General features: G+C 42.8%; 22 protein-coding genes and 3 tRNA genes. 6 read left to right on the forward strand and 19 right to left on the reverse strand.

Going from position 1 to position 26,216, the window contains the following annotated elements; translation table 11 throughout:
* Positions 1-130: 130 nt before the first annotated feature.
* The 6 genes from fabG to yceD are packed head-to-tail and all read right to left on the reverse strand — an operon-like array spanning position 131 to position 4,556.
* Positions 131-868 carry a 3-oxoacyl-ACP reductase FabG gene (gene fabG / locus ISG33_RS05805; protein ID WP_195732559.1) on the reverse strand — a complete coding sequence of 246 codons (738 nt, stop codon included), beginning with the start codon at positions 866-868 and terminating at the stop codon, positions 131-133.
* Between the two features lie 9 nt (positions 869-877).
* On the reverse strand, positions 878-1,813 hold the full coding sequence (fabD, locus tag ISG33_RS05810) for an ACP S-malonyltransferase (protein WP_195732560.1): 936 nt from the start codon (positions 1,811-1,813) through the stop codon (positions 878-880).
* Positions 1,814-1,853: 40 nt separating this feature from the next.
* Positions 1,854-2,813, reverse strand: coding sequence for a beta-ketoacyl-ACP synthase III (locus tag ISG33_RS05815; protein WP_195732561.1), 960 nt, complete (start codon positions 2,811-2,813; stop codon positions 1,854-1,856).
* 2 nt (positions 2,814-2,815) lie between these two features.
* Positions 2,816-3,838 (reverse strand): phosphate acyltransferase PlsX, encoded by a 1,023-nt coding sequence (gene plsX / locus ISG33_RS05820; RefSeq protein ID WP_195732562.1) that lies wholly within the window; start codon positions 3,836-3,838, stop codon positions 2,816-2,818.
* 14 nt (positions 3,839-3,852) lie between these two features.
* Positions 3,853-4,023, reverse strand: a complete 171-nt coding sequence (gene rpmF, locus ISG33_RS05825) for a 50S ribosomal protein L32 (protein ID WP_195732563.1) — start codon at positions 4,021-4,023, stop codon at positions 3,853-3,855.
* Between the two features lie 11 nt (positions 4,024-4,034).
* On the reverse strand, positions 4,035-4,556 hold the full coding sequence (gene yceD, locus ISG33_RS05830; protein WP_195732564.1) for a 23S rRNA accumulation protein YceD: 522 nt from the start codon (positions 4,554-4,556) through the stop codon (positions 4,035-4,037).
* Between the two features lie 139 nt (positions 4,557-4,695).
* Between yceD and ISG33_RS05835 the strand changes: the two genes are divergently transcribed.
* A complete protein-coding gene (locus ISG33_RS05835) occupies positions 4,696-5,319 on the forward strand; it encodes a Maf family protein (RefSeq protein WP_195732565.1) in 624 nt (207 codons plus the stop codon).
* Here ISG33_RS05835 and ISG33_RS05840 read toward each other — a convergent pair.
* Together ISG33_RS05840 and rluC are read right to left on the reverse strand one after the other, a co-directional pair.
* Positions 5,302-5,943 carry an HAD-IA family hydrolase gene (locus ISG33_RS05840; RefSeq protein ID WP_195732566.1) on the reverse strand — a complete coding sequence of 214 codons (642 nt, stop codon included), beginning with the start codon at positions 5,941-5,943 and terminating at the stop codon, positions 5,302-5,304. The two genes, ISG33_RS05835 and ISG33_RS05840, sit on opposite strands and share 18 nt — an antisense overlap.
* A gap of 17 nt (positions 5,944-5,960) precedes the next feature.
* Positions 5,961-6,908 (reverse strand): 23S rRNA pseudouridine(955/2504/2580) synthase RluC, encoded by a 948-nt coding sequence (gene rluC, locus ISG33_RS05845; RefSeq protein ID WP_195732567.1) that lies wholly within the window; start codon positions 6,906-6,908, stop codon positions 5,961-5,963.
* 674 nt (positions 6,909-7,582) lie between these two features.
* Between rluC and rne the strand changes: the two genes are divergently transcribed.
* Complete coding sequence (gene rne, locus ISG33_RS05850) at positions 7,583-10,462, forward strand: ribonuclease E (protein ID WP_195733053.1); 2,880 nt, start codon at positions 7,583-7,585, stop codon at positions 10,460-10,462.
* A gap of 211 nt (positions 10,463-10,673) precedes the next feature.
* Here rne and ISG33_RS05855 read toward each other — a convergent pair whose 3' ends face one another.
* Positions 10,674-11,228 carry a DUF2058 domain-containing protein gene (locus ISG33_RS05855; RefSeq protein WP_195732568.1) on the reverse strand — a complete coding sequence of 185 codons (555 nt, stop codon included), beginning with the start codon at positions 11,226-11,228 and terminating at the stop codon, positions 10,674-10,676.
* Positions 11,229-11,234: 6 nt separating this feature from the next.
* A complete protein-coding gene (gene topA, locus ISG33_RS05860) occupies positions 11,235-13,883 on the reverse strand; it encodes a type I DNA topoisomerase (protein ID WP_195732569.1) in 2,649 nt (882 codons plus the stop codon).
* Between the two features lie 292 nt (positions 13,884-14,175).
* Here topA and astB point away from each other — a divergent pair, with 292 nt between their 5' ends.
* Positions 14,176-15,513, forward strand: coding sequence for an N-succinylarginine dihydrolase (astB, locus tag ISG33_RS05865; RefSeq protein WP_195732570.1), 1,338 nt, complete (start codon positions 14,176-14,178; stop codon positions 15,511-15,513).
* A gap of 48 nt (positions 15,514-15,561) precedes the next feature.
* On the opposite strand, the gene ISG33_RS05870 is transcribed toward astB, so the two are convergent.
* A complete protein-coding gene (locus ISG33_RS05870; RefSeq protein WP_229333459.1) occupies positions 15,562-17,781 on the reverse strand; it encodes an Ig-like domain-containing protein in 2,220 nt (739 codons plus the stop codon).
* 141 nt (positions 17,782-17,922) lie between these two features.
* Between ISG33_RS05870 and ISG33_RS05875 the strand changes: the two genes are divergently transcribed.
* A complete protein-coding gene (locus tag ISG33_RS05875) occupies positions 17,923-19,248 on the forward strand; it encodes a dicarboxylate/amino acid:cation symporter (RefSeq protein WP_195732571.1) in 1,326 nt (441 codons plus the stop codon).
* Positions 19,249-19,352: 104 nt separating this feature from the next.
* Here the strand turns inward: ISG33_RS05875 and ISG33_RS05880 are convergent, their stop codons facing one another.
* From ISG33_RS05880 to dnaQ, 7 genes are all read right to left on the reverse strand, one after another.
* Positions 19,353-20,570 carry an FtsX-like permease family protein gene (locus tag ISG33_RS05880; protein ID WP_370545295.1) on the reverse strand — a complete coding sequence of 406 codons (1,218 nt, stop codon included), beginning with the start codon at positions 20,568-20,570 and terminating at the stop codon, positions 19,353-19,355.
* 3 nt (positions 20,571-20,573) lie between these two features.
* Positions 20,574-21,266 carry an ABC transporter ATP-binding protein gene (locus tag ISG33_RS05885; RefSeq protein ID WP_195732573.1) on the reverse strand — a complete coding sequence of 231 codons (693 nt, stop codon included), beginning with the start codon at positions 21,264-21,266 and terminating at the stop codon, positions 20,574-20,576.
* 142 nt (positions 21,267-21,408) lie between these two features.
* Positions 21,409-21,485 (reverse strand) — tRNA-Asp (locus tag ISG33_RS05890).
* Positions 21,486-21,565: 80 nt separating this feature from the next.
* A tRNA-Asp gene (locus tag ISG33_RS05895) sits at positions 21,566-21,642 on the reverse strand.
* Between the two features lie 27 nt (positions 21,643-21,669).
* Positions 21,670-21,746: transfer RNA gene (locus ISG33_RS05900), tRNA-Asp, on the reverse strand.
* A gap of 189 nt (positions 21,747-21,935) precedes the next feature.
* On the reverse strand, positions 21,936-23,471 hold the full coding sequence (locus tag ISG33_RS05905) for a TIGR03503 family protein (protein WP_229333460.1): 1,536 nt from the start codon (positions 23,469-23,471) through the stop codon (positions 21,936-21,938).
* On the reverse strand, positions 23,434-24,135 hold the full coding sequence (dnaQ, locus tag ISG33_RS05910) for a DNA polymerase III subunit epsilon (RefSeq protein WP_195732574.1): 702 nt from the start codon (positions 24,133-24,135) through the stop codon (positions 23,434-23,436). Before dnaQ ends, ISG33_RS05905 begins: the two co-directional genes overlap by 38 nt.
* A 94-nt stretch (positions 24,136-24,229) precedes the next feature.
* Here dnaQ and rnhA point away from each other — a divergent pair, with 94 nt between their 5' ends.
* Complete coding sequence (gene rnhA, locus ISG33_RS05915; RefSeq protein WP_370545296.1) at positions 24,230-24,700, forward strand: ribonuclease HI; 471 nt, start codon at positions 24,230-24,232, stop codon at positions 24,698-24,700.
* A complete protein-coding gene (locus ISG33_RS05920) occupies positions 24,697-25,878 on the forward strand; it encodes a class I SAM-dependent rRNA methyltransferase (protein WP_195732575.1) in 1,182 nt (393 codons plus the stop codon). Before rnhA ends, ISG33_RS05920 begins: the two co-directional genes overlap by 4 nt.
* A gap of 10 nt (positions 25,879-25,888) precedes the next feature.
* Here the strand turns inward: ISG33_RS05920 and ISG33_RS05925 are convergent, their stop codons facing one another.
* On the reverse strand, positions 25,889-26,191 hold the full coding sequence (locus ISG33_RS05925; protein WP_195732576.1) for a PilZ domain-containing protein: 303 nt from the start codon (positions 26,189-26,191) through the stop codon (positions 25,889-25,891).
* Positions 26,192-26,216: the final 25 nt, after the last annotated feature.

A 26,216-nucleotide genomic window follows, 5' to 3' on the forward strand; every position in this document is an offset into this window, starting at 1 on the left:
AGCTGCTTGCAAGATATTCCCGCTTAAATCGTGGTGGTCAAACCACAATTTTACACTACGATTCGAGAACTAAACAGCCTCAAACCATCACTATTACCTATTTTATCTATATAAAACAGGTAATAAGCATTTATGACATATACATTCCACCATTCACATGAATGGTTTCACCAGTGATATATCCTGCCTCATTACTGACCAAAAATCCAACAGTTGCGGCAATTTCTTCAGGTGCGCCTAGTCTGTTGGCTGGTATATCTTTGAAAATTGCCTCTTTTTGGTCATCATTTAAACCTTTCGTCATGTCGGTATCAATGAAGCCTGGCGCAACAACATTGACAGTAATCCCACGAGAAGCAATTTCACGCGCCATCGATTTAGAGAAACCAATAACGGCAGCTTTTGCAGCTGCATAGTTCGCTTGACCTGCATTACCTGACGAACCAACAACCGACCCAATATTCACAATCCGTCCATGCTTTTTCTTCATCATGCCGCGTAATACGGCTTTTGATAACTTAAATACCGACGTCAGATTAGTTTGAATGATGTCGTTCCACTCGTCGTCCTTCATACGCATCAACAGGTTATCGCGTGTGATGCCCGCATTATTAACCAATATATCAATAACTCCGAATTCGGCATTGATCTGCGTTAATAAATCACTCATTGACTCGTCATCAGTCACATTAAGTACTTTCCCAACACCATTAGCACCGATGAACTGAGAAATAGCTTTTGCACCATTTTCGCTGGTCGCCGTGCCGATTACAGTAGCACCTTTAGCTATCAGATCCTCGGCAATCGCTTTTCCAATACCACGACTTGCACCTGTCACTAAGGCAATTTTACCTGCTAGAGAAGACATTTATTATCCTTATATATTTTCAAGATCACTTGGCTGATTAAAACTGAGTAATTCCAAACTTTTGTTAATACGCTTGTTAAGACCGCTTAGCACCTTACCTGGGCCAACTTCGATGATTTTTGTCACGCCATTATCACTCAAGGATAGCACTGACTCTGTCCATCTGACCGGCATGTACAACTGTCTTAACAAGGCATCTTTAATCGCAGCGGCTGAATTTTCTACTTTTACATCCACATTGTTAATCACTTCGATGGTCGGGCTTTTAAAGCTCACCTCTTGTAACAATTCTGATAAGTTATCAGCGGCTGGTTTCATCAACGCACAATGAGAAGGTACACTCACTGCTAAAGGAAGTGCTCTCTTCGCCCCTGCTTCTTTACACGCTAGTGCTGCTTTTTCCGCCACATTGGCTTCACCGGCAATCACAACTTGACCGGGACTGTTGAAGTTAACCGCAGAAACAACTTTCCCAGATTCAGCAGCCATATCTGCGCAAATGTTAATAATACTTGCGTCATCCAAACCAATTATTGCATACATAGCGCCTGCACCAGCAGGAACTGCTTGTTGCATGAATTCGCCGCGGGCTTTTACTAAACTTACTGCATCAGACAAGGTGAGCACATCGGCACATGCAAGCGCACTATATTCACCTAAACTATGCCCCGCTAGATAATCAACCTTTATGGATTTTTCTTTAGCTCTTTCCGAAAAAACTCGCCATGCTGCAACACTTGCTGTAAGCAGGGCCGGCTGTGTAATGTGCGTTTGGTTGAGCCTAGTACCATCATCATTCTGAACTAAATCCCAAAGATCATACGATAAAGCATCGGATGCTTGAGCGAAGGTCTCTTCAACAAGCCCCGAATGTGCGGCAAGCTCTTTGAGCATACCGACAGATTGAGAGCCTTGACCGGGAAAAACGCAAGCGATTTTACTCATCTAAATTCCTTATCTATATTTTTATTATTATCTGTAACGCTTAGTATTTCACTAAAGCGGATGCCCAGGCGAAACCGCCACCGAAAGCTTCCAGTAAGAGTGTTTGCCCTCTCTGTATCCGACCATCTCTAATTGCTGTGTCGAGTGCGGTTGGCACTGTTGCAGCAGAGGTATTGCCATACTTTTCTAAGGTCATTACTACCTGATCGAGTGACATATCTAACTTTTTAGCAGTTGCCTTAATAATGCGGAAATTTGCCTGATGAGGTACTAACCAATCAATATCTGACTTTTGCATATTATTTGCGTCTAAGGTTTGAAGCACGATTTCACTGAGCTTAGTTACCGCTACTTTAAATACTTCATTACCTTTCATCACCCCCCAGTTTTCATGAACAGATTGCTCATCACCACGTGTAGGGTTGCCAACATACAGGAGATCACCATGCGAGCCAGCCGCATTGATATGAGTAGATAAAATACCGGGTTCTTCACTGGCTTCAATAATGGTAGCCCCTGCACCATCGCCGAACAAAATCACCATCGAACGATCTGCTGGATCAATGAGTCGGCTTAAGCAGTCGGTGCCTATAACAAGAATTCTCTTCGCCATACCGCTTTTGATGTATTGGTCAGCAACGCTTAGGGCATAACAATAACCAGCACACGCTGCTGCAATGTCAAAGGCTGGAATATTGTCTATACCAAGGATATTTTGAATTTCGCAAGCCGTACTAGGTAGAGAGTATCTCCCGCTTGTAGTTGCGCAAACAATCATGTCGAGTTGAGAGGCTTCTATTCCTGCTGCCTCAAGTGCTTTCTTAGAAGCTTCAGCCCCCATGGTGGCGGCGGTCTCTTCAGCGCCGATGATTCTGCGCTCTTTTATACCTGTGCGGTCAGTAATCCACTCGTCGGAGGTATCCACCATTTTTTCTAAATCTGCGTTTGAACGAACATCCGTTGGGTAGTAGCTCCCTGTTCCTATAAAACGTGAATACATGTTTAATGCTCCATCAAGACTGATTCTATTTTTGTTTTTATTTTGTCTGGAACCGCGTTCTCGGCTTCTTCATAAGCTTGCTTTATTGCATAAAAACTAGCTTCAGCAGAGGCATTCCCGTGACTCTTTACAACGATTCCGCGCAATCCTATCAGACTGGCGCCGTTATACTGGTCGGGGTTCATGCGGCGATAGAGTTTTTTTAAGAATGGTAGAGCTAACTTGCTGAAAATTCGAGCAGCAAAGGTCTCTGTAGTAAGCCGTTTAAGCTCGTGAATGACTAACTTTGCGATGCCTTCGCTTGACTTCAAGGCAATGTTACCCGTGAAGCCATCAGTAACAACAACATCTGCTTTCCCAGAGAATATTTGGTCACCTTCAACATAGCCAATATAGTTGGTACCTTGACTATCTTGAAGAAGCTGATCAGCATGTTTAACCAAGGTGTTTCCCTTAATGTCTTCCTCTCCCACATTTAATAGAGCGACTTTGGGAGCTTTAATACCGTTACATTGTTCGGCAAATACCGAGCCCATCACAGCGTATTGAAATAAGCCTTCAGCATCGCAGTTGACTGATGCTCCAAGGTCAAGCAAGAGCACTTTTTTACCCTCGATTTTCGGCAACCATGAAATTAAGGCCGGACGAGAAACGCCGGGCAGTGTTTTCAGCACGTAATAAGCGATAGCCATCAATGCACCTGTATTGCCCGATGATACGCATGCGTCAGCCTCGTTCTCAGCAACCAAATTGATAGCTTTGCGCATTGATGATGCTTTTTTCTTGCGAAGAGCAGTGGTAGGTTTGTCGGTCATTTCAACCACTTCTTCACAAACTAAGAAACTCACCCTGGATTTGTCATATTCACCGAGTGTCGCTATATAGTGATTGTGGACAGTCTGCGATCCACAAATGATTAACGATAAGTTAGGGAATGTTTGAAGTGCCTGATCGGCAGCAGAGAGAAGAACATGGGGGCCGTTGTCGCCCCCCATGATATCTAATGCAATTTTTACGTTAGACAAAGTGTGAGGCCGAATTAATCAGCAATCACTTTTTTGCCTTTGTAAAAACCATCTGCAGTCACATGGTGACGTAGATGTGTTTCACCAGACGTTTGATCAACTGATAAAGTTGCGCCTGTTAAAGCGTCGTGTGAACGGCGTGTGCCGCGTTTCGCACGTGCTTTTTTGCTCTTTTGTACAGCCATAGGTTAAACTCCTAATCTCGCTTAAGCTCTTTTAAAACCGCGAATGGGTTTTTACGCTCTTGTTCCGGTTCGATTATTCCAAATGTCATGTCATCCTCACTTACACCGCAATCTTCTTCTGCATGAAGAGCAACGATGGGTAAGGATAAAATCAATTCGTCTTCAATTAATTGAAGTAAATCGACTTCTCCGTGGTCATTGACCTCTACCGGTTCGTAAGCTTCTGGTAACTCTTCCTCTGCTTCTTGCCCCTGCACAGGACTGAAACAATACTCAACTGCAATTGAGTGAGGAAATTCATGGTTACACCGCTGGCAAAGTAATTCAACTTGTGTTTTCGCATTTCCCTGAAAGTAAGTAAGACCCTGCGCGTCTTTTGAAAACTTAACATCCACTGAGATATACTCATCACTCGCATTAACTGCCCCTACAAACCTCTTCATCAAAGAAGCGGGATATACGCCTACATAAGTAGAACGTTTCATCGCACTTTTTTGCGGGTCGATTTGTATTGGTAGTTTCACTTTATCCATAGCGCGCGCATTCTAAAGCTTTAAAGATGCAGAGTCAAAATGTTTTATGCGTTACACTACAAGCGAATAGCCGATAGCTAGTTCGAAGCAATGAAATGCTTGTACTGGCTCTGACAATAATTTCATCAATAAGGCCAACATGAAACTCCTTTTAGCTTCTTCATCAACTTACCGACAAGCCCTTTTATCTCGTCTGCGGCTGCCCTTTGACAGTTACTCACCAAATGTCAATGAAAGTCGGCACTTAAACGAGAACGCAGAAGACTTGGTTTCAAGGCTAAGTTTACAAAAGGCCCTAAGTGCCCAATCTGTATATCCCGAACATATTATATTAGCGTCAGATCAAGTTGCGTATGTCAGAATCGGCGATGGTCAAAAAGGCGAAGACTCTCATCCTGAAATTCTCACCAAACCCCATACCATTGAAAATGCTATTGAACAGCTTAGTAAGTGCTCTGGACAAACGGTCAGGTTCATTACTGGTCTGTGTTGCTTAAGTCCGAAGCATAATCAACCAGATAATACTCTAGACTGGGTAGACGTTACTTTTCGTGATCTAAGTCTACAAGAGATTACAGCCTATATAGAGGCCGAAAGCCCACTCGATTGTGCTGGAAGCTTTAAAGCCGAAGGCTTGGGAGTGACGTTGTTTGATAAGATAGAGTCTAGCGACCCAACGACGATCGTTGGCTTGTCGCTAATTGCGGTGAACAAAGCACTATTGCGCATTGGCGTAAACCCGCTTTTACACAAAATCCAATAATTCAGAAAAGCAATCAATCAACTTTAAAGGACTGTGCTTTTGTAAATCCTGAGCATCGTGCACGCCATAGCTCACTGCCACACGTGGCATACCAATATTTTCTGCCATTTGCATGTCGTAGGTCGTATCACCTACCATGAGTACCTCTTCAGCAGACACTTGCCATTGCGCCAGTATTTGTAAAAGCATATCGGAACTTGGCTTAGACTCAGCCTCGTCAGCACAACGAGAAAGTTCAAAAAAATGCTTAGTGTTAGTTAGCGAAAAGGCCCTATCCAATCCTCGGCGCGCTTTACCAGTAGCCACTGCAAGACGGGCTTTTTGCTGCAAAGCCAGCAATGTTGACTCGGCGTGAGGGAATAATGGGCAAGCAGTTGTATCTTCGTTTAGGAAAGTTTCTTTGTAATGAGTTGTTACTTCGTCAGCTTTTATAGAATCAATAGAAAATAGAATTTGTATTGCTGGTTTAAGGCTAATGCCAATGATGTTTTCTACTTCTTTTTTTGACGGTTTTGGAAGACCGCTCAGTATTGCTGCCCGCTGCATACATGCCACAATTTTTGCAGCTGAGTCCATCACCGTGCCATCCCAATCAAATATTATGTACTTAAATTCATGTTCCATGCTGATGCTTGCACCTTCTAAATATCGTTTTTGTGTGTCGACAATAAAGCGCTAAGTGACTGGTCATAGTCAGCTTCAAAACGCACTCTCTCTTGGCTTACGGGGTGATTAAACGACAAGCTTTTTGCATGCAAGAAAAGTCGATTAAATTTAAGTGACTTTAGCTTAGCATCGAAGTTTTCATCGCCATATTTCGAATCCATTCCGATAGGATGACCGGCATGCAAGCAATGCACCCTAATTTGATGAGTGCGACCAGTGATTGGGCTTGCTTCAACAAGACTGCAATGCTGAAAGCGTTCAAGAACACGATATCTCGTTTCTGATGGCTTCCCATCATCTGCCACGGACACCAAACGTTCACCACTTTTAAGTACATTTTTGCGCAGTGGAGCAAGTACTTTGAACCTTGTCTCAGGCCACTGCCCAGCGACTAAGGCGTGATAACGTTTATCAACTTGTTTATTTCTTAGCTGCTCATGCAGGTCACGTAAAGCACTACGCTTTTTCGCTATCAGAAGACAACCCGAGGTATCTCGATCCAAACGATGAACTAATTCTAAGAATTGATGTTGTGGTCGGAGTGCGCGAAGCCCCTCAATAACACCAAAGTTTAATCCACTACCACCATGCACCGCCAAACCACTTGGTTTATTAAAAACAATTATTCTGTCGTCTTCATGAATAATATGTGACTCGAGGGTAGAAACGCGATGTAGATTAATATTCTGCTCTTCTTTTACCGCGGTACGCACAGGGGGTATTCTAACAATGTCACCGATGCAAAGCTTATATTCAGGTTTCACCCGTTTTTTATTGACTCTTACTTCACCCTTTCTGACAATTCTATAGATCATACTTTTTGGCACACCCTTTAACTTGGTGGTTAAGTAATTGTCTATTCGTTGGGCCTTGTGATCGTCGGTTATTTCAACCATTTGCACGGTATTATATTGTTCGCTCATTGCTATAAATGTTGCCTGTAAATACTGAAGAGAGAAATCTTAGAGGCGCTAGTATACAGAGATTTACAATGAATGATGAAAAATATACTCACAAGAGCGGCAGGCACTAAGCCAAGCGGAATATCAAATGCCGTGCCAAAATAGTATAATTTTCGATGTAACTATACTATTTATCTTGTTAATTAAGTGTATTTAGGCAATAATGCGCGCCGGTGCAAATGCATAAGCTATTTACATATCAATAGCATAATAAGCATCCTCTACATACCAACGCAAACATGTTGGAGCAAGAGCAGACACCATTACCCGCATTAGCCATTTTACATGCTAACGCGAGCCTTGATAAAGAGTGCTAGGAGAGACATGCACTGCGTTGAAAAACAGACGCAACAAGGTCATTATTAAACAGGTAAAAAGACTGTTGAACAGATTTGAATTAACAACAATGAATAACTCATTGTTGCATTGTAAAACGGAATAGCGGCGAAATGAGCCACGAGATTTTTTGTAAAGTAATAGTTTAAAACGATAATAAACAACAACTTATAATCTCGACCAAAACCGACACAATTTAAACGGATAGTAAAACTCAGCCGTGAGGCTCAGCCACACAATTAATTCAAAGCTGTATCAAGCGGTTGTTCCCTACACTGAGCTAGATACAAATGAAAAGAATGCTAATAAATGCAACTCAGCAAGAAGAGTTGCGAGTAGCCCTAGTAGATGGGCAAAAACTCTACGATTTAGATATTGAAAGCCCCGGTCACGAACAGAAAAAAGCAAACATCTATAAAGGTACTATCACTCGCGTTGAACCGAGTCTTGAAGCCGCTTTCGTCGACTATGGTGCTGACCGTCACGGTTTCCTCCCGCTAAAAGAAATAGCCAGAACCTACTTCCCTTCAGGATACAAATTTGAAGGTCGCCCGAACATTAAAGAAGTGGTGAAAGAAGGCACTCAAGTCATCGTTCAGGTAGACAAGGAAGAAAGAGGTCAAAAAGGTGCAGCATTAACAACCTTTATTTCTCTTGCTGGAAGTTATCTTGTACTCATGCCAAACAACCCTCGCGCAGGCGGAATTTCTCGTCGAATAGAAGGTGATGAAAGAACCGACCTAAAAGCATCGCTGGACAAACTAGACTTACCTAAAGGTATGGGATTAATAGTCCGTACTGCAGGCGTCGGCAAGTCGTATGAAGAATTGCAATGGGATCTAGGCGTACTGGTTAATCACTGGTCAAACATCACTAAAGCATCCGAATCGCGCCCAGCTCCCTTTCTGATTCACCAGGAAAGTAACGTTATTGTGCGTGCTATCCGTGACTACTTGCGCAGAGACATTGGTGAAATCCTTATTGATAAGCAAAGTATTTATGAAAAAGCGCTATCTCATATAGAACTTGTTCGCCCAGACTTTGTGAACAGAGTGAAACTCTACAAAGGCGACGTGCCGTTATTCAGCCATTATCAAATAGAAAGCCAAATTGAATCAGCCTTCCAGCGTGAAGTTCGTCTACCCTCTGGTGGCTCGATAGTTATCGACCCAACAGAAGCGCTGACCTCGATAGATATCAACTCCGCACGCGCTACCAAAGGTGGCGATATTGAAGAAACAGCATTCAACACCAACCTGGAAGCTGCGGATGAAATTGCTCGACAGTTACGCTTACGTGACCTCGGTGGTCTTGTGGTGATTGACTTTATCGATATGACACCTGTTAAACACCAACGCGAAGTTGAGAATCGCATGAAAGAAGCGGTAAAACCTGATAGAGCGCGTATCCAGTTGGGTCGCATCTCTAGGTTCGGTTTGCTAGAAATGTCGCGTCAACGATTACGCCCTTCTCTTGGCGAGTCAGCTTATCATGTGTGCCCTCGCTGCAGCGGCCACGGAACAGTTCGCGGAACAGAGTCTTTAGCGTTATCTGTACTTCGTATTATTGAAGAAGAAAGTATTAAAGATAACACCGGGCAAATTGAAGCGCAGTTACCTGTAAACGTGGCTACCTATCTTCTAAATGAAAAACGTCGAGCGGTACGCAGTGTTGAAAAACGTCACAACGTTGAATTAGTGATTATCCCTAATCCTAATTTTGAAACACCACACTACGAGATAGTGCGCAGACGTCCAGATGACAAAGTCGACGATATCAGCTACAACATTGAGCTTGCTGAAGTACCGCAGACTGCTGCTGATATTACAGCGCCTAAAACCGTTAAGCGTGAAGAACCCGCTTTAGCTGGAATGTCGGCACCTCAACAGGCTGCTCCTGCACCATCACAAGTTGCTGTTAGTGAAAAATCATCACCGGGCCTCATCGCCAAAGTAGTGTCTTGGTTAAAATCACTCTTTGTAGAAGAAGAGCAAAAGCCAGAACCAAAACCACAACGTAGAAATAACAATAATAATCGTAATCGTAATAACAAACGCCGAAATACCAATCAGCGCGGAAGACAACGTAACGATAAAAACCAAGACAAAACAGATAGCCCTGAACGTTCTGAAAAACCGCAAGGCGAGCGTCCGAATAACCGTAAACGTCGGACCGAGCGACAAGACAGAAGCGATAGACCTGAGCGCAAGGATCGCAATGAAAATCGTAAAAATACACAAAGCGAAAGTGCTAAGGGTAATGCTAAGTCAGACCTTGTCGAAGATAATAAAGCGACAAAACCTGTGCAAAAGAAAAGACCGCCGGCTGAACGTCGCAAGCGCAGAGATACCAAGCGTAACATAAGAGTCAATGATAATAGTCCAGCCCCTGGAAACGAGGCAGTTGCAACAGACTCTGCTCCTGAGCAGTCTCAACAATCTGCACCAGTTGTTGCATCAGTTAAAGCTGACGACCCTTCAAACTTGCAACAGAATCTTGAAAATGCAGCAGTGACTGAGCAACTAGAGAAAAGTCTAGCGGACACGGGAACTACTGAGTTAGCCGCACCGGAGCAATCGGTCAGTGAGGCTAACCCTGTTGAAAGCTCAGATAACAAATCAGTTGAGTCGCAAAAAGGTCGAGGTCGACGGTCTCCTCGCCACGTTAGAGCCGCGGGTCAGCGTCGTAAGAAAGATAAAGACCAGCAAGCGCCAGAGTCAGAAGTTGTTCAAGATGAACTACAATTTGATGCTGATACTGATTCATCAAGTCTCGATGACGCTGTTGATGAAAAAGTAAATACTGAAGTATTGCAGCAAGAACCTGTGCAAACCGAAATAGTTTTGGATGCTAACGACGGCGAACAAAATGAGAGCTCAGAGCTACAGAGTAATGCTGAAAGCGAAAGTACTGTGCAAATCAAAGCTGCACCTGAAGCTTCTGCGCCCGAGCAGCCTGCGAGTCAAACAAAGGCTTATCAAAAATCGGCTTTAGTAATGAGTACTCATCCAATGGCTAATCCAGCAAAAGTGGATGCGCCTGCTGAGCGTGAAGTGGTAGAGGCTTTAGACTTAGAGGCACGTGGAAGCTTTGAATTAGGTGGCGCTCCGGCGGTACTCTCAAATGTCAAAACGCAGGTGTCTGCTGAAGCAAAAAACCCTGATAAGGTAGACGCTTAATATTGACCTAGTGCTAAAACTCAGTTTTTCACTAGGCGCTAAAACTAAAAAGGAGAGCTAAATCAGCTCTCCTTTTTCTTGTTCGACGGTTACAGTTCAAACTTTACCACTATTCAAAAAACCATAAGCAAGCAATAGTATCAACTTTGCACACAATACTGGCGAAGCCTTGGCCACGACGAATAGCGTTCACCATTGTTGTTAGGCAAGCTTACCATACTAAATCGTCAGGAATTTCATAATCAGCATACCAGTCATCATCATCACTTTCGTTTTTGTCTTGCTCGATTTCTGTCGCTTGATAAATTACCGACTCTGGCATGCGTTGTTTGATTTTGTCTGCAACCGGCGTGGGCACTAGTTCGTACACATCCGGCTCATAACTCACTACCGACAAGCGCCCTTGGGTAACCAATTTATGCATTTTTTGGTCAACATACATGCGCTTAACTAGATTATCTACCGTGAAATTAAGCACTAAGTCGCCTTTTTTACGACTTTGCGCGTTTACTTTTATAAGGTCGATAACTTGCGCAGCAATCTCTTTTTGTAAGCGCTCTTCTTTTTGCTTTTTGGCCAAAAGTCTATCTTTGCTCTTTTTAGCTTCTAAGGCCTCGCTGGCTGCAATTTTGGCTTCATCTTCGATCACAGCCTTATGTTTTTGTTTCGCTTTTACTTGCTTATGTTTTTCTTGTTTAATTTTCTTAGCTTTCTTTTTATCGGCTAAGCCAGCTTTTAACAGCTGATCCTGTAGAGATAATGCCATTTTTAATCACTTCTTCGCTTTCTTGCGTTTATCGTCTGCAACCCACTTACCATTCTGATACCAAGAAGACCAACCGGTTGCCTTACCCTTTTTATCTTCCGACATCACGTATTGTTGCTTTGTTTTCCGACTGTAACGAACTATCGTCGGGTTTTTATCCGGATCCGATTTTGGCGCATCCGCAAGATAATAAAACTTCGGCGATATGCGGTCTCTAAATCTTGCTAATTCCTCAACCAGAGGCGCTCTTGTTTCTCGTGATTTAGGGAAGGTATGTGCCGCCAAGAATATGCCAGATGCACCATCTCGAAGCACGAAGTGGGCATCCGATTTTTCGCACTCAAGTTCAGGTAAAAACACAGGATCTTCTTTAGGAGGCGCAGCCTCTCCATTTCTTAACAATTTACGTGTATTTTTACATTCTTCGTTTGTGCAGCCAAAGTACTTGCCAAAACGACCGTTTTTAAGCTCCATGTTACTTTGACATTTATCACACTCGATAATTGGACCATCATAACCCTTTATTTTAAAGGTACCTTTTTCAACAAATATGCCATCACAGCTCGGTAAATTACCACACACATGGAGCTTTCGACCTTCATCGACTAAATAACTATCCATTGCAGTGCCGCACTTATCACACCTGCGCTTGGAACGCAGTAATTCAGTTTCCAACTCATCTTCATCGTCAACCTTAACAACCTCTTCCCCTGGCGTTAAATTCATCGTGTTAGTGCACTTTTCTTTAGGAGGAAGATTATAACCAGAGCATCCTAGAAATACGCCAGTGCTAGCCGTTCGTATGTTCATTTCACGACTACATTTGCCACACTCAATGCCAACTGGAACAGCTTGATTTAGCTGCATACCACCTTCTTCAACCGGCATTTCAGCTTTTTCTAATTGTTCAGAAAACTCGGAATAAAAATTATCTAGCACCGACTTCCATTCTTTCTCACCATGGGCAATATCATCGAGACGCTGTTCCATCTTCGCGGTAAAATCGAAGCTGACTAAATCTGAGAAATTGTCTACCAATCTGTCGTTAACAATTTCACCCATTTTTTCGGCGTAAAAACGTTTGGAATCTAGCTTAACGTAACCTCTATCTTGAATGGTCGAAATAATGCTTGCATAGGTCGATGGGCGGCCGATACCCCTTTTTTCTAGCTCTTTAACCAAAGAAGCTTCATTAAATCGAGCAATGGGTTTGGTAAAGTGCTGCTTGGGGTCCAAGCTCTCCAATTCAAGCTTATCGCCTTGTTTAACATTTGGTAGCAGGAGCTCGTTATCACCTTTGCGTTTTATTTGCGGCTGCACCGCGGTCCAACCATCAAAAATGAGTACTCGCCCTTTCGCGGTCAGTTCATAACCCTTAGCTTCTACACGAATTGTCGTGGCGTCATATTTAGCCGCTGTCATTTGACAGGCGACAAACTGTCGCCAGATCAGCTCATAAAGCCTCTGAGCGTCTCTTTCCATCTCCTTGAGGGAATCTGCCTTTATTGCAACATTTGAGGGCCTGATAGCTTCATGAGCCTCCTGAGCACCATCCTTACTTCCATAGGCTATCGGGTTTGGTGGTAAATACTTATCACCAAATTGCTTTTGAATAAGTTCCCGACAACTGGTTACCGCATCTTTACTTAAGTTTGTAGAGTCTGTTCGCATATACGTGATATGCCCAGCCTCATACAAACGTTGCGCCATTGTCATTGTTTTCTTAACACCAAAACCTAATCGAGTACTTGCAGCTTGTTGTAAAGTAGAGGTTATAAATGGTGCAGAAGGACGGCTCTGTGTTGGTTTCGACTCTCTACTGCTAACCGTATACTCAGCATTTTCAAGATTAGAGACTGCCGCCATCGCTTGCTTTTCATTGACAGGCTTAAAGCTTGTACCATTATGCTTTGCAACCAGCATATGTAGTTTGTCTTTTGCGGCAGACTTGGTTTTAAGGTCGGCATGAATATCCCAAAATTCTTCAGGAACAAAGGCCTTAATTTCTCTTTCACGCTCTACTACAAGACGCACAGCAACCGATTGAACTCTTCCTGCAGACAAGCCTCTTGCAACTTTTTTCCACAGTAATGGTGAAACCATAAAACCCACCACGCGGTCAAGGAATCGGCGCGCTTGCTGAGCATTTACTCGATTAATATTAACAACACCAGGGTCAGAAAAAGCATCTTGGATGGCGGACTTCGTTATTTCATTGAAAACTACACGCTGATAACTCTTGTTTTTGCTGCCAAGTAGCTCTTGAAGGTGCCATGCAATCGCTTCTCCTTCCCTATCCAAATCCGTTGCTAGGTAAATCGTATCTGCGTCCTTAGCCAACTTTTTCAGTTCAGCAACAACCTTTTCCTTGCCTTGCAGAATTTGATAATGAGCTTGCCAGTTTTGTTTGGGGTTAACTCCCATCCGGTCAACCAGCTTGCGGTACTCGAAATCCTTAAGATAAGCAGTTTTCTTTTTATCTGTATAAGTATTTAGCTCTTTTGCCGGCTTTTTGGGCTCTACTTTACCCAACGCCTTCGTCGGAAGGTCTCTTACATGCCCGACGCTCGATTTCACAATAAAATCTTTACCTAGATATTTATTTATTGTTTTCGCTTTGGCCGGTGACTCTACTATTACCAGTGATTTACCCATTTATGGAAAGAACCTTATTAATTACATACATTTACATTGCTTTTTACTGCGTGTGCACCAAACTAGCGATATGTTTTCCTTTTTTACATATATCTACAAAGTGAATAGAAAACAAGTTGTTCCACATACTTATATTTTGAAATAAAAGAAAGTGTTTGTTTTTTATAGCTTTTTCTAATATTTAATTTGGCAGTGAGTTTTTTCTGCGTATAATTCCTCTGCAGTTTACAGAATAGTAGTTAAGCTTTGTGACTAATAAAAGGTACAAAGTAAAATATAACGGAGAAATCAGATGCAAGAATTTGAAGCAAATTTTGATGGCTTAGTTGGCCCTACTCACAACTACGCAGGGCTCTCGTTCGGCAATGTCGCTTCAAAAAATAACGCGAATGCTGTCAGTCATCCTAAGCAAGCTGCTTTGCAAGGTCTGCAAAAAATGAAAGCACTAGCAGATATGGGGATGGTTCAAGGTGTGCTGGCTCCACAAGAACGACCCGACATTTATTCTTTGCGCAGACTTGGTTTCTCAGGCACTGATGCCAACGTGATGGCGCAAGCATATAAAGAGGCACCACATATATTTTTAGCCTGTTGTTCGGCTTCTAGCATGTGGACCGCCAACGCAGCGACGGTCTCACCGAGTGGCGATACTGCGGATAGCAAAATTCATTTTACACCTGCAAATCTCACCAATAAATACCATCGTTCAATAGAGCCTGAAGTGACGGGCAACATTCTAAAAGCAACGTTTTCTGATAGTAATCACTTTGTTCATCATAGACATTTGCCAGAAAATGAGCATTTTGGCGACGAAGGTGCGGCAAACCATACCCGCTTTTGTAGCAACTATGATGCTAAGGGTGTTGAGCTATTTGTGTATGGAAGACACGCTTTTGACGAAAGTAAACCCGCTCCGAGCAAATACCCTGCAAGACAAAGTTTTGAAGCTTGCCAAGCGATAGCTCGCTTACATGGTTTAAGTGAGGATTCCGTTGTTTATGCGCAGCAAAATCCAAAGGTGATTGATTCTGGCGTTTTTCACAATGACGTCATTGCCGTTGGTAATCAGAATGTGTTGTTTTATCACCAAGAAGCATTTTTAGATGCTGAAGGCATGAAAAAAGAGCTACTCGATAAGCTCGGGCACGACGACTTTCATTTCATAGAAGTGAGTAGTCAAGAAGTGAGTGTTGATGACGCAGTTAAAAGCTATCTGTTCAATACACAACTAATACGTTTACCCAATAACAATATGGCGATTATCGCACCCAAAGAGTGTGAAAAAAACTCGGCAGTCAACCATTATCTGACGAAGTTAATTAATCAAAATACACCGGTAAAAGAACTCTATTTCTTTGATGTAAAACAAAGCATGCAAAATGGCGGCGGCCCTGCTTGTTTGCGGCTCAGAGTAGCAATGACAAAACAAGAACAGCTAGCTGTGAATCAAAGTACTTTTATTAATGACGATAGTTACGCAAGCCTCTGCGCATGGGTAAATAAGCATTATCGAGATGAATTAAAAGCGGAGGACTTAGCTGATCCTCAACTCCTGATCGAATCTCGAACGGCTCTTGATGAACTTAGCCAAATTCTCAACTTAGGCAGTGTTTACCCCTTTCAGAAATAGCATTAAAAAAGCCTGCAAAACGCAGGCTTTTTTCAAACATCATTTTACTTATTCCGCAGTACTACAGTCAGCTAAGAATCCATATGGGTTGGCTGGCGGCGGACTGTTTTCATCACTTAAATCATCCGCCGCAATGGGGAGTGTTAAGGTTTGACTGTCTCTCGCTTCACTACCAGAGCTTTGCCCAAATACCGCTATCTCAACTGAGGTCCATATTGCGAACTGACGTGGATAACGCAACTCAAGCGTTGCCTGACCTGTAGAGCCAGTTTGAGCTACACCGTCTTGGAAACTAATTGTGCCAACAATACCTGGGGTCAACTCACCGTCGCCATTTGTATCTTCACCATCATCTAATCGACCGTTGTTGTTTACGTCTTCGTTCGGGCAAGTGATAGTTACGATAGCTAACCATCTATCTGCAATCGGATCAAATGAGAAGAACCCTTTATCATAAGAACCGCCAACACTGTGTTTAATCGGTGTTGCTGAAGCCGTTAACTGAGCGTTTTGCACTGGACGACCTACGGAATCACTCACAAACACCGCATACTCTTTAAGATAAGTTGAATTGTCAGGTGCTTGAATCTCAGCGCCTGTGCCAATAGAAATATCAAAAGCACGGTCGCCTACTGTTAAATCGACTTGCCCCGATATACCATCAGCGCTAGCAGTCACCGTTACGCCATCTTCGGGGCTCACGGCGTTTGAAGTATAAACAGTTGACGCTATGCCATCACTACCCGTTACTGCACTGTTAGGCTGGATACTGCCACCGCTAGAGTCGATAAGCGAAAAGTCAATAACCTTGCCTTTTACCAAGTTACCACTAGGGTCTCTAACCACTGCCGTAATTGTACTTGTTTGACCTTCAGGACCGATTAAATCGGGCGTTGCATCAACAAATATACTTTCAACCGTAGACGCTATAAATTCGACATTTGCTCTTGCAGTTACCTGAGCGCCAGATGCATCCTCACCTATTGCCGAAATTGATGCAGGACCAGCAAAAGCAGAGCGTATAGACACCGTTGCAATCCCAGAAGCGTTAGTTGTAACCGTTGGGGTTGCGATATCGCCACGAGAGGTGGTTATTGTTACAGTACCGTTAGCAAAAGGAGTGTTGTTCTTAAACCAGCGCACTGATAAGTCTTGGTCCGTATTTAGCGGGATGTCTCCACTAGGAAGCGTTGAAAAAGCAAAATCATCTTGTTGAATGCCAATTTCTAATTCACCTGTTGCATTGAGCGCACTGGCAGAGAGTGTTGCCGTACCAGATGCGTTTGCACTGAAATTAACCGTTACCTGACCGTCCGCGCCAGATGGCACCGTCAAAGCATTTGTAGCACCGTTACTGCTGTCTCCAACAAAAAGAAGACCAATATCAGTAGACAATTCAATATCTTGACCCGAAATGCCATTTCCTGCTGAATCAACTAAGTTGATTGTTATAGGCACCGCATCGTTAATTATGATTGAGGTTGCACCGTTGAGACGAACTTCTGTTCCGACGACATCTACTGTGACTGAGTCCGTCAAGGCCGCAGTGGAGGCAGTTACATTAACTTGGCGGTTGGTTTGATTGTTCTGAGTAGACAGTGTCGCTCGTACTGTACCATCTGCAGCAGTCACGTTACTGCCACTAGAAAGTGACGCACCGTTATCGGCAGAAAAAGACACCGTGACCCCTTCTAGAAGTACATTTTGCTCATTTTTCACAACAGCTATTAACTCCACGCTATCGTTGCCACTGGTTTCCATTTGGACTTGGCTAGCAAATAATTCCAAAGAAGCTGGAACAACTTGTTCTACTTGCGTACCTGCAGATGTGAATCCGATGGTACTGGCCGTCGTGTTGGAGCCAATCTCGACAGTCGCTGAGACGAGTGCATCACCTCTCAACTCTCCTACTTCGAGGCCGATTTGGGCAACGCCATCTGCGTTTGTTAGTGCAGTGCCCGTGTCGTTAGTAAAACTTGCGAGATTCGGTTGTGTGAAACTAAATGTCACCAAAATATCGTTAACCGCAGCACCGCCAGAAGCAGAAACTGTTGCGGTGATTACTAATGGATTTCCTGCGCTTACTTCATTAGCAGCATTGCCATCGGCATCTGCTATTGTCAATGCAACGGAGTAAGTCACATCTGAATCGCCATCAGTATCGGGCGTAGTACCACCGCCATCGCGTGTAAGTTCGCCATCCCCACCACATGCAAAAAGCATCGTTGTGGTTACACAAACTGCAAAAAATTTAAATAACGCCTTCATGTTTATACCTTACGTAAGTTAAAGCTAGTTTATTAGCGTATTCTAACAGGTAAGCTCATCAATAAAAGAGTTTTGATCTGACAACATAATTGTTAACCTTTGCGTATACAGACAGATAACCAAAAATAACAAGGTCTATACATGCAAAACAACAATAAAAAACTAAGTCTGAGCTCTCGGATCTTTATCGGCATGTTCGCCGGAATCCTGACTGGGCTTATCCTGCAACTTGCTAATAATCATATAGGAGATCTTGATTTTGAGATATTCTCAATCGCATTTTCTACGTATGGATTTTTCGTAGAAGGTATATTTCACGCAGGTGGAAAGATTTTTATTAACTCATTGAAGATGCTTGTCGTACCTTTGGTGTTCGTATCTTTAGTATGTGGAACTAGCAGTTTAGCGGATCCATCAAAATTAGGTCGCTTAGGCGGAAAATCCATTGCCTTGTATATGTTCACGACATTTGTTGCAGTCACTTTTGCGATGACATCAGCGCTAATTTTCAAACCTGGCGGTGGCTTTAACCGCCCTGCAGAAACGATTGATTATGTTGCGAAGGAAGCTCCCTCCTTAGTTGACGTGATCATTAATATGGTGCCTAGCAATCCGGTTTCTGCGATGGCTGAAGGACAAATGATACCTATTATTGTATTTGCGATCTTATTCGGCATTTCAATGTCATTTGCCGGTGAAGCTGGTAAGCGGCTATCTTCATTTTTCAGTGATGTTAACGAAGTTATAATGAAAATAGTAAGTATCGTAATGAACTTCGCTCCTTATGGTGTCTTTTGCTTAATAGCGAAATTATCAGCGACAATAGTTCCCTCAGATATTTTTGCGATTGGTGCGTACTTCGTTAACGTATTTTTCATCCTAATATTACATGCAATTATTGTTTATCCTCTGCTGTTGAAATTCATTACCGGCCTAAACCCACTTATCTTATTGATGAAGTTAAAAGAGGTGGCAGTATTCGCATTTAGCTCTGCAAGCAGCAGCGCCACCTTGCCTTTAACAATTGCAACAGCAAGACAGAAACTAGGTGTCAGTCGCTCGGTATCATCTTTTACCTTGCCATTGGGCGCGACTATTAATATGGATGGTACTGCCATCATGCAAGGTATCGCCACGGTGTTCATTGCCCAAGCTTACCAAGTTGACCTATCAACCGCTGACCTTATCATGGTTGTACTCACCGCAACTCTCGCATCAGTTGGAGCCGCTGGTGTGCCAGGTGTTGGTTTAATATTACTTGCTGTTGTTTTGCAACAGGTCAACTTGCCAGTGGAGGGTATTGCGCTAATTATCGGTATTGATCGCCTTCTTGACATGACCAGAACGGTTGTTAATGTTACGGGGGACAGCACTATCGCGACTATCGTGGCTAAGACTGAAGGTGAATTAGATGAAGATGTCTATCACGATAGAAGCTTGACTGACAAAGTAGAGCAAGCAAAGTAGAGCAAGCAAAATTCGATGAGAATCAAGCGTCTTTGGTTAAAGTTTTTAAAGGCTAAAGGCGCTCATCGTCTGCAGTAATAATGATTGCTTGATCAGGTCACTGATTATTGTAATTCACTGGCTGGATTTATTTTGGCTGCTCGTGCTGCTGGGTATAAAGTTGCGCACACACAAAGAAAAATAGCTACAAAGTAGGTTATAAGCACATCAAAAAGTTGTAAATCGGAAGGCAAATAGTCAATAAAATATACCCCTTCCCCTAGTAAAGAAAAAGCAAACACATCCTCGATAAACCCAGTAATATTAGCCAGATAATAGGCGCATAACATACCCAATATGCTACCAATCGTTGCCCCGTAAAAACCATTTATTAGCCCTTTAATTACAAAGACTCTACGGATCAGAGCATCTTCAGCGCCCATCGTTTTAAGCATGGCAATTTCGCTTGTCTTTTCCTTTACCGACATAACGAGTGACGACACTATATTAAAACATGCTACGCAAATAACCAAGGTGAGCGTAATGTAAACTACAGTTCTAACCAATTGAATATCTTGATATAAATGACCATTAGTGAGCGTCCAATCGGACATATAAACAACCTGATTAAAGCGTTCTCCATACTCTCGCACCACTTTTCTTCCTAAAAATGGATCAGACAAAAGAAACTCGATATTTGTAGCCGGCCGACGAAGCTCTAAAGCAGACGAAAGTGTTTGCATATTCATAATGCCAACAAAATCATCGACTTCACCGCCAAAATTTAACTCCCCCAAAAAAACCAGTCGCACAACCTTAGGCGCTTGAAAGGACAAATCAGCACTAGTGCGCGGTAATAACAATTGTACTTTGTCATTGATTTCAAGGTTTAGTGCTTTTACAACGCCCTTCCCAAGGTAGACCCCATTTGGAACTGTCGAAAATGCGTTTGATGCTAAGCCAATGGCTTTTTTACTAGACAGGTAATCTGCATCAACCCCCTGCACTTCTACTGACTTCATTTTGCCAGACTTCTGAATCAAACCGGCCGCTTTGGTGTAAGCAAGTAAACTTAGAATACGAGGGTCGGCCGAGGCTCTTGTTGCAGTGGCTTCATCTAAATACACACCTCTGGTATCGACCGCCACAAATTCAGCATGTGGTATGTAGGATAATAGTGTTTGTCTAAGTTCTTTTTCGAAACCATTCATCACTGAAAGTAACAATATAAGCACAAAGCATCCTAGACCAATGCCAATGGTTGATGAAGCGGAAACAAAAGATATAAATCCACTTTGCTGTTTACTTTGTCTAAACTTGTTTGCAATTCTAAGCGCTAACATCAACTACACACTCTTAGTAACTTGACACAAGCTACCTTTTTCTAAGCGCAGAACGCGATCCATTTTATGCGCTAGTGCAATATCATGAGTTACCAACAGAAAGGAGGTAGCAAATTCTTTATTGATATCTTCAATCAACTGGTAAATAAGCTCTGTATTTTCATCGTCAAGATTACCCGTGGGCTCATCGGCGAATATCATTGACGGATTTGACACTAAGGCACGGGCAATTGCCACACGTTGGCGCTCACCACCAGAAAGTTGGTGAGGTTGATGTTGACAACGTTGTGCCAAACCTACTCTATCCAGTAGATCTCTGGCTTTTGATAAGGCCACTTTATTCCCCTGACCTTGAATAAATAAGGGCATTGCCACATTTTCTTCAGCATTGAATTCTGGCAATAAATGATGAAACTGGTAGACAAAGCCTAATTCTCTATTTCTAAATTGAGCTTGCTGCTTTTTTGACTTCTGAAATAAGGCTTCCTGTTTAAAATAAACCTCACCAGAATCGGGCTGATCTAGCGTACCAAGGATATGTAACAAGGTACTTTTTCCCGAGCCAGAGGCACCTAAAATAGCAACTTTTTCACTTTTACTAATGCTTAAATCAACAGACTTTAAAATATCCAGAGTGTTAGAAGCGTCACGATAGCATTTGCTAATTTTTTGCGCATTGAAGAGTATATCAACCATGGTTTGTTTTCTTATTTTATCAGTCGGTATAGTTTACATGCATAAGGGATCTCAACCAACAGAAAGCGTAAAACTAGAGTGCAGTAGTTGTGTTTTCGAAGAATGTTAATTTAAGTGGAAGCGCGAGATACGATGAAATGAATGGCGGAGTGGACGGGACTCGAACCCGCGACCCCCGGCGTGACAGGCCGGTATTCTAACCAACTGAACTACCACTCCGCAGTGGCTTGCAAAACTACTCCTGCAAGGAGCAGATTGCTAGTAATGTTTGCGTTTGCATTTTACAAGACCAAGCTAAATGGCGGAGTGGACGGGACTCGAACCCGCGACCCCCGGCGTGACAGGCCGGTATTCTAACCAACTGAACTACCACTCCGCATTATGCGTTGTACTTGTTGTTAAATGGCGGAGTGGACGGGACTCGAACCCGCGACCCCCGGCGTGACAGGCCGGTATTCTAACCAACTGAACTACCACTCCGCTTTAACAAGCAAAATCAATGAGTTACATTTTTCCTTAGAAGCATGCTCCTTCATTGCGGCGCAGATAATACGGTTTCAACCTTTGTGAGTCAACAGCTTTTTTAAAAACATGTGTTTGTTGACGAAAAATTATACGCATTTAAGAATAATGCGAGCAGATAGATTGAAATACCCTGTTTGTAAGCGACTAAGATCCACTCTTAGTCTCTTTATTAATCTGACTTTCGTCACCCTCTTCGCTGTCTTCACTCTTAACTTTAGTTAATTTCTTGCTCACGATAGTCTTTATTTTTCCGAACGAGCCAAGCGCGGCTTGTTGCATTCTTTGCATAATATAATCGTCAGGGTTGTTCCTTTTATTAATGATTAGAAACAAGCCAATTGACCCAAATAACACGATAAATAAGTTAATAGAGATAACAATCGTAATGGTATCGGCCTCACTCCAACCTGGTTCGCTTGGCTGAATAAACTCTGATACATCCAATGGCTCAGTTCTCTCAAGGCCTTCTTCAGAGACTAATTCGACTACTTCAGGCGCTTTGGTTGCGAAGGTATACTCTGGCACATCAATGATCACGTCCCGATTGTCAACTGTCTCAGCAAATGCAGTTAACTTAATACGATATTTTCCAAAGCTATCATTTGGAATCTCAATTTCCTTTATATTTGGATTGGTTTCGGTCAACGCTATTTTCTGACTCTCACCATTTGGCCGACGTATCCTGCCGTCAAGTAATAGTGAATCCAATTTAATATGTTGCGTATCAACACTCACAAAGAGACGATGCGCTGCCTCATTTGTTTCATCTACTTGCAGCTCTAACTTTATTGGATTTGGATGCAGAATCACGGTTTCATTAACTTGCTCACGATTGTACATCGGGGTTCTGATGCTAAACGTTGGACGCCACTCCCCACTCGGAATTCCTAAATTAAATTGCCCGGTAAAAATACCATCTGCGGCTACTTCGTCGAGGCCTTCTCCATTATCTTGGAATCGTGCAATAGAACGCGAACCTAAGCCAAAATTTTCAAAGTTTGGATTGTTATTACTAACGAAGTCTATACTCAGTGTCACTACGTCACGAAATGGCGAAAAATCGACTTTTTCACCATTATTCTCGAGCACTGCAGTTTGCTTAATAATTTCACCTGAATAAATGTTTGTCGGGATTGGCTCCGCGTTCAAAGTAATATCTGCAATTATCATTACTCTCGAACCTGGCAGGATTTGACCAACCGCTTGCCACGGCCCAGGCATTGGCTTTTTGAGAGAAATCATATCGTAGGTTTCAGTTTCGTACCAACGCAGCATATCATTACGATCATCATCTTCAAGAAACACCTTCGAACCATCGGGTCTAACCAAAACTATTGGAGATGAGCCCGCCTCTCGAAAGAATATCATGGTCACTTCCTCAACATCGTTGTCAATACGGAAGCGGTTATCAAGAAATTCAATACTATTTTGGAATTCGTTACCAAGTTCAATAATAGGTACGGTAGGTTGCTTCACTTCGCTTTCATCAACAACAGGTCTTTGTAGCAAGGAATCAAGATCAGGGGTGCGCTCTTCCTGAGCATGTAAAGGAAGAGAGAAAAAACTAAATATAAGGATGATGAGCAGTGAGCTGGCGCATGCACGGCCCGCTCGCGAGAGGCAAGCGAGTGTTACTTTGTGGCTAAGTGCGCCAGAGTGCTTGTGATGATTTTTTTTCAATTTTGTCTAAATATGCTTCATGATTACTTAGTTCATCGGCAGATGCCTTAACAACCTTTAAAGAACCAGTAAGATTTACTTTCCTTGGAGCATTTTTAGCCGCAGGGTCTGTATTATCTGACTCTGTCGCCCAATTCATTGCTGTTTGCCCACCTGTCATCCACAGGTAAACTTCAGCTAGTATTTCGGAATCTAACAGGGCACCATGATAAGTTCGATGCGCATTATCGACACCATAAACTTTGCATAATGCATCTAAATTATTTTTTTGACCTGGGCGCATTTCTCGCGCCATAACCAAGGTATCGATAACCGAACAAATCTCGCTCGTTTTCGATACACTCGACTTGTTAATGGCAAATTCATGGTCCATAAAGCCAATATCAAAAGGGGCATTGTGAATGATTAATTCTGCACCTCGAATAAAGTCAATAAATGCAGGCGCTATTTCTTTAAACGACGGTTTGTCTTTTAGGAACTCATTGGTAATACCATGCACTGCAACCGCTTCCTCCTCCACTTCGCGAAAAGGATTCACGTACTGATGGTAAGTATTTCCTGTGAGTTTCCTGTTCACCATTTCAACACAGCCAATTTCAATGATGCGGTGGCCGTCTTTGGGGTCGATTCCGGTTGTTTCTGTGTCTAATACTACTTGGCGCATATTATTTCATCTCTTTAGGAAAAGCGGAGCATATTCGTCTGTATCCTAGTATACTGAGAAGCATCATATTCAGACAGTCCTTAATTAAATAAAAATGAAAAAACTTACAATATACACCGACGGTTCTTGTCTCGGTAATCCAGGCCCTGGTGGCTACGGCGCTCTGTTGATATTCAACAAACATAAAAAACGAATTTCTAAAGGCTTTAAACTAACGACCAATAATAGAATGGAGTTACTTGCGCCGATTGTTGCTTTAAATAGCTTAACAGAGCGATGCGACGTTGCTATTTATACCGACAGTCAATACGTCAAAAATGGTATCAACCAGTGGATCCACAACTGGAAAAAGAACGGTTGGAAAACCAAAGATAAAAAAGCCGTGAAAAACGCTGATTTATGGAAGAAGTTGGATGAAGCGGTAAACCAACATGAAGTTGAGTGGCATTGGGTTAAGGGGCATTCTGGCCAAGCTGAAAATGAAGAAGTCGACGACTTAGCCCGCGAGGCTGCATCGGGAAGTAAGCTCGATGTCGATACGGAATATGAGAAGGAAAGCAAATGAGTGCAATTACGCTTAGGCAGGAACGAGAAAAGTCGATGCTTCGCAGGCATCCGTGGATCTTTGAAGGCGCAATAGAAAAAGCGGAAGGCACTCTTCGTTCGGGAGAAACGGTTGACGTACTAGCTCATGACGGTACATGGTTAGCAAAAGCGGCATATTCCCCTTCTTCTCAAATTCGTGCCCGTGTGTGGTCATTTGAGCGCGATGAAGTGATAGATAACAGCTTTTTTAAACGCAAAATGCAGCAGGCACTTGGGCGCAAGCAGCATATTCTTGAAAAACACAATACCAACGCCTATCGTCTCATCGCTGCCGAGGCTGATGGCCTGCCAGGCATTACTATCGATGTCTATGCTGATGTTGTTGTTGTGCAATTATTAAGTGCTGGCGCTGAGAAACACCGAAAGAAAATCACATGGGCAATTGAACAACTTTATCCCACCGCGGTTATTCATGAACGTTCCGATTTAGACGTGCGTAAGAAAGAAGGCCTAGAGCCACTGGTACAAACGCTCAAGGGGGATTTGCCCGACTCTGTTGTTATTAGGGAGAACGGGATCAGCATTATTGTCGATCTAATCAACGGCCACAAAACTGGTTTTTATCTCGACCAACGAGAAAACAGACGAATTGCCGGTAGCTATTGCAAAGACAAACATGTACTAAACTGCTTCAGCTTCAGCGGTACTTTTGGTCTTTATGCTATGAATGCTGGCGCTAAGAGCGTTGTAAACGTAGATGCCTCATCATCTGCATTAGCCTTAAGCAAGGATATACTTGCCCTTAATAAGCTCGACAGCACAAAGGTGTCGCATTTAAAAAGGGATGTATTTGAGTTATTAAGAGAATATAAGGAAGCTGACAAACGCTTTGACGTTATTATACTCGACCCGCCGAAGTTTGTTGATAGCAAACACAATTTGAATAAAGCGGCTCGCGGATATAAAGATATTAATAGATTGGCTTTATCATTGTTGAATGAAAATGGTATTTTGTTGAGCTTTAGTTGTTCTGGCTTAATGCCACAAGACTTGTTTCAGAAAATTGTGGCCGATGCCGCACTAGATGCGCATAAAGATGTTTATTTCACCCAACGAATGAGTCAGAGCGAAGACCATCCAGTGAGTGGTAACTTTCCTGAAGGATACTATCTAAAAGGCTTAGTTTGCTCGGTGTAATGAGATGAAACTACTTCATCTCACTTATTTCTACACCAACCAGACAGGCGTTGTCGCCTTCTGGCTCGCAACGAAGTACTTTTGCTTTTGCATTAAGCGATGGGATTTGATCATTATTAGATTCGATAGCCACCTCTAGCAAAGTCCCTATTTCCATAGAGGCCTCCTCTATTTCAAGCGACATACCGGTTGCACTAATATCTTTGCATATTGCCGCAGTTTTACGCTGCGTGGGGTCGTCAAGTAGAGTCAGCTCACAAGGTGAGTTGATCATCATTCGGTAAAAATTGCGTTTGTCGTCATAGCCTAACATTAAATACTCCAGACTCTTTTTGTTA

It is taken from the genome of Marinibium conchae, from assembly GCF_015595035.1.
Lineage (GTDB): Bacteria > Pseudomonadota > Gammaproteobacteria > Enterobacterales > Alteromonadaceae > Glaciecola.

Coding starts and splice junctions, on each gene's coding strand:
- ISG33_RS05870 (WP_229333459.1), bottom strand. CDS start 17,781: ATGAAGGCGTTATTTAAATTTTTTGCAGTTTGTGTAACCACAACGATG.
- ISG33_RS05925 (WP_195732576.1), bottom strand. CDS start 26,191: ATGTTAGGCTATGACGACAAACGCAATTTTTACCGAATGATGATCAAC.
- rne (WP_195733053.1), top strand. CDS start 7,583: ATGCTAATAAATGCAACTCAGCAAGAAGAGTTGCGAGTAGCCCTAGTA.
- rpmF (WP_195732563.1), bottom strand. CDS start 4,023: ATGGCTGTACAAAAGAGCAAAAAAGCACGTGCGAAACGCGGCACACGC.
- fabG (WP_195732559.1), bottom strand. CDS start 868: ATGTCTTCTCTAGCAGGTAAAATTGCCTTAGTGACAGGTGCAAGTCGT.
- ISG33_RS05880 (WP_370545295.1), bottom strand. CDS start 20,570: ATGTTAGCGCTTAGAATTGCAAACAAGTTTAGACAAAGTAAACAGCAA.
- rluC (WP_195732567.1), bottom strand. CDS start 6,908: ATGAGCGAACAATATAATACCGTGCAAATGGTTGAAATAACCGACGAT.
- yceD (WP_195732564.1), bottom strand. CDS start 4,556: ATGGATAAAGTGAAACTACCAATACAAATCGACCCGCAAAAAAGTGCG.
- ISG33_RS05835 (WP_195732565.1), top strand. CDS start 4,696: ATGAAACTCCTTTTAGCTTCTTCATCAACTTACCGACAAGCCCTTTTA.
- ISG33_RS05875 (WP_195732571.1), top strand. CDS start 17,923: ATGCAAAACAACAATAAAAAACTAAGTCTGAGCTCTCGGATCTTTATC.
- dnaQ (WP_195732574.1), bottom strand. CDS start 24,135: ATGCGCCAAGTAGTATTAGACACAGAAACAACCGGAATCGACCCCAAA.
- ISG33_RS05885 (WP_195732573.1), bottom strand. CDS start 21,266: ATGGTTGATATACTCTTCAATGCGCAAAAAATTAGCAAATGCTATCGT.
- ISG33_RS05855 (WP_195732568.1), bottom strand. CDS start 11,228: ATGGCATTATCTCTACAGGATCAGCTGTTAAAAGCTGGCTTAGCCGAT.
- ISG33_RS05920 (WP_195732575.1), top strand. CDS start 24,697: ATGAGTGCAATTACGCTTAGGCAGGAACGAGAAAAGTCGATGCTTCGC.
- rnhA (WP_370545296.1), top strand. CDS start 24,230: ATGAAAAAACTTACAATATACACCGACGGTTCTTGTCTCGGTAATCCA.
- astB (WP_195732570.1), top strand. CDS start 14,176: ATGCAAGAATTTGAAGCAAATTTTGATGGCTTAGTTGGCCCTACTCAC.
- topA (WP_195732569.1), bottom strand. CDS start 13,883: ATGGGTAAATCACTGGTAATAGTAGAGTCACCGGCCAAAGCGAAAACA.
- ISG33_RS05840 (WP_195732566.1), bottom strand. CDS start 5,943: ATGGAACATGAATTTAAGTACATAATATTTGATTGGGATGGCACGGTG.
- fabD (WP_195732560.1), bottom strand. CDS start 1,813: ATGAGTAAAATCGCTTGCGTTTTTCCCGGTCAAGGCTCTCAATCTGTC.
- ISG33_RS05815 (WP_195732561.1), bottom strand. CDS start 2,813: ATGTATTCACGTTTTATAGGAACAGGGAGCTACTACCCAACGGATGTT.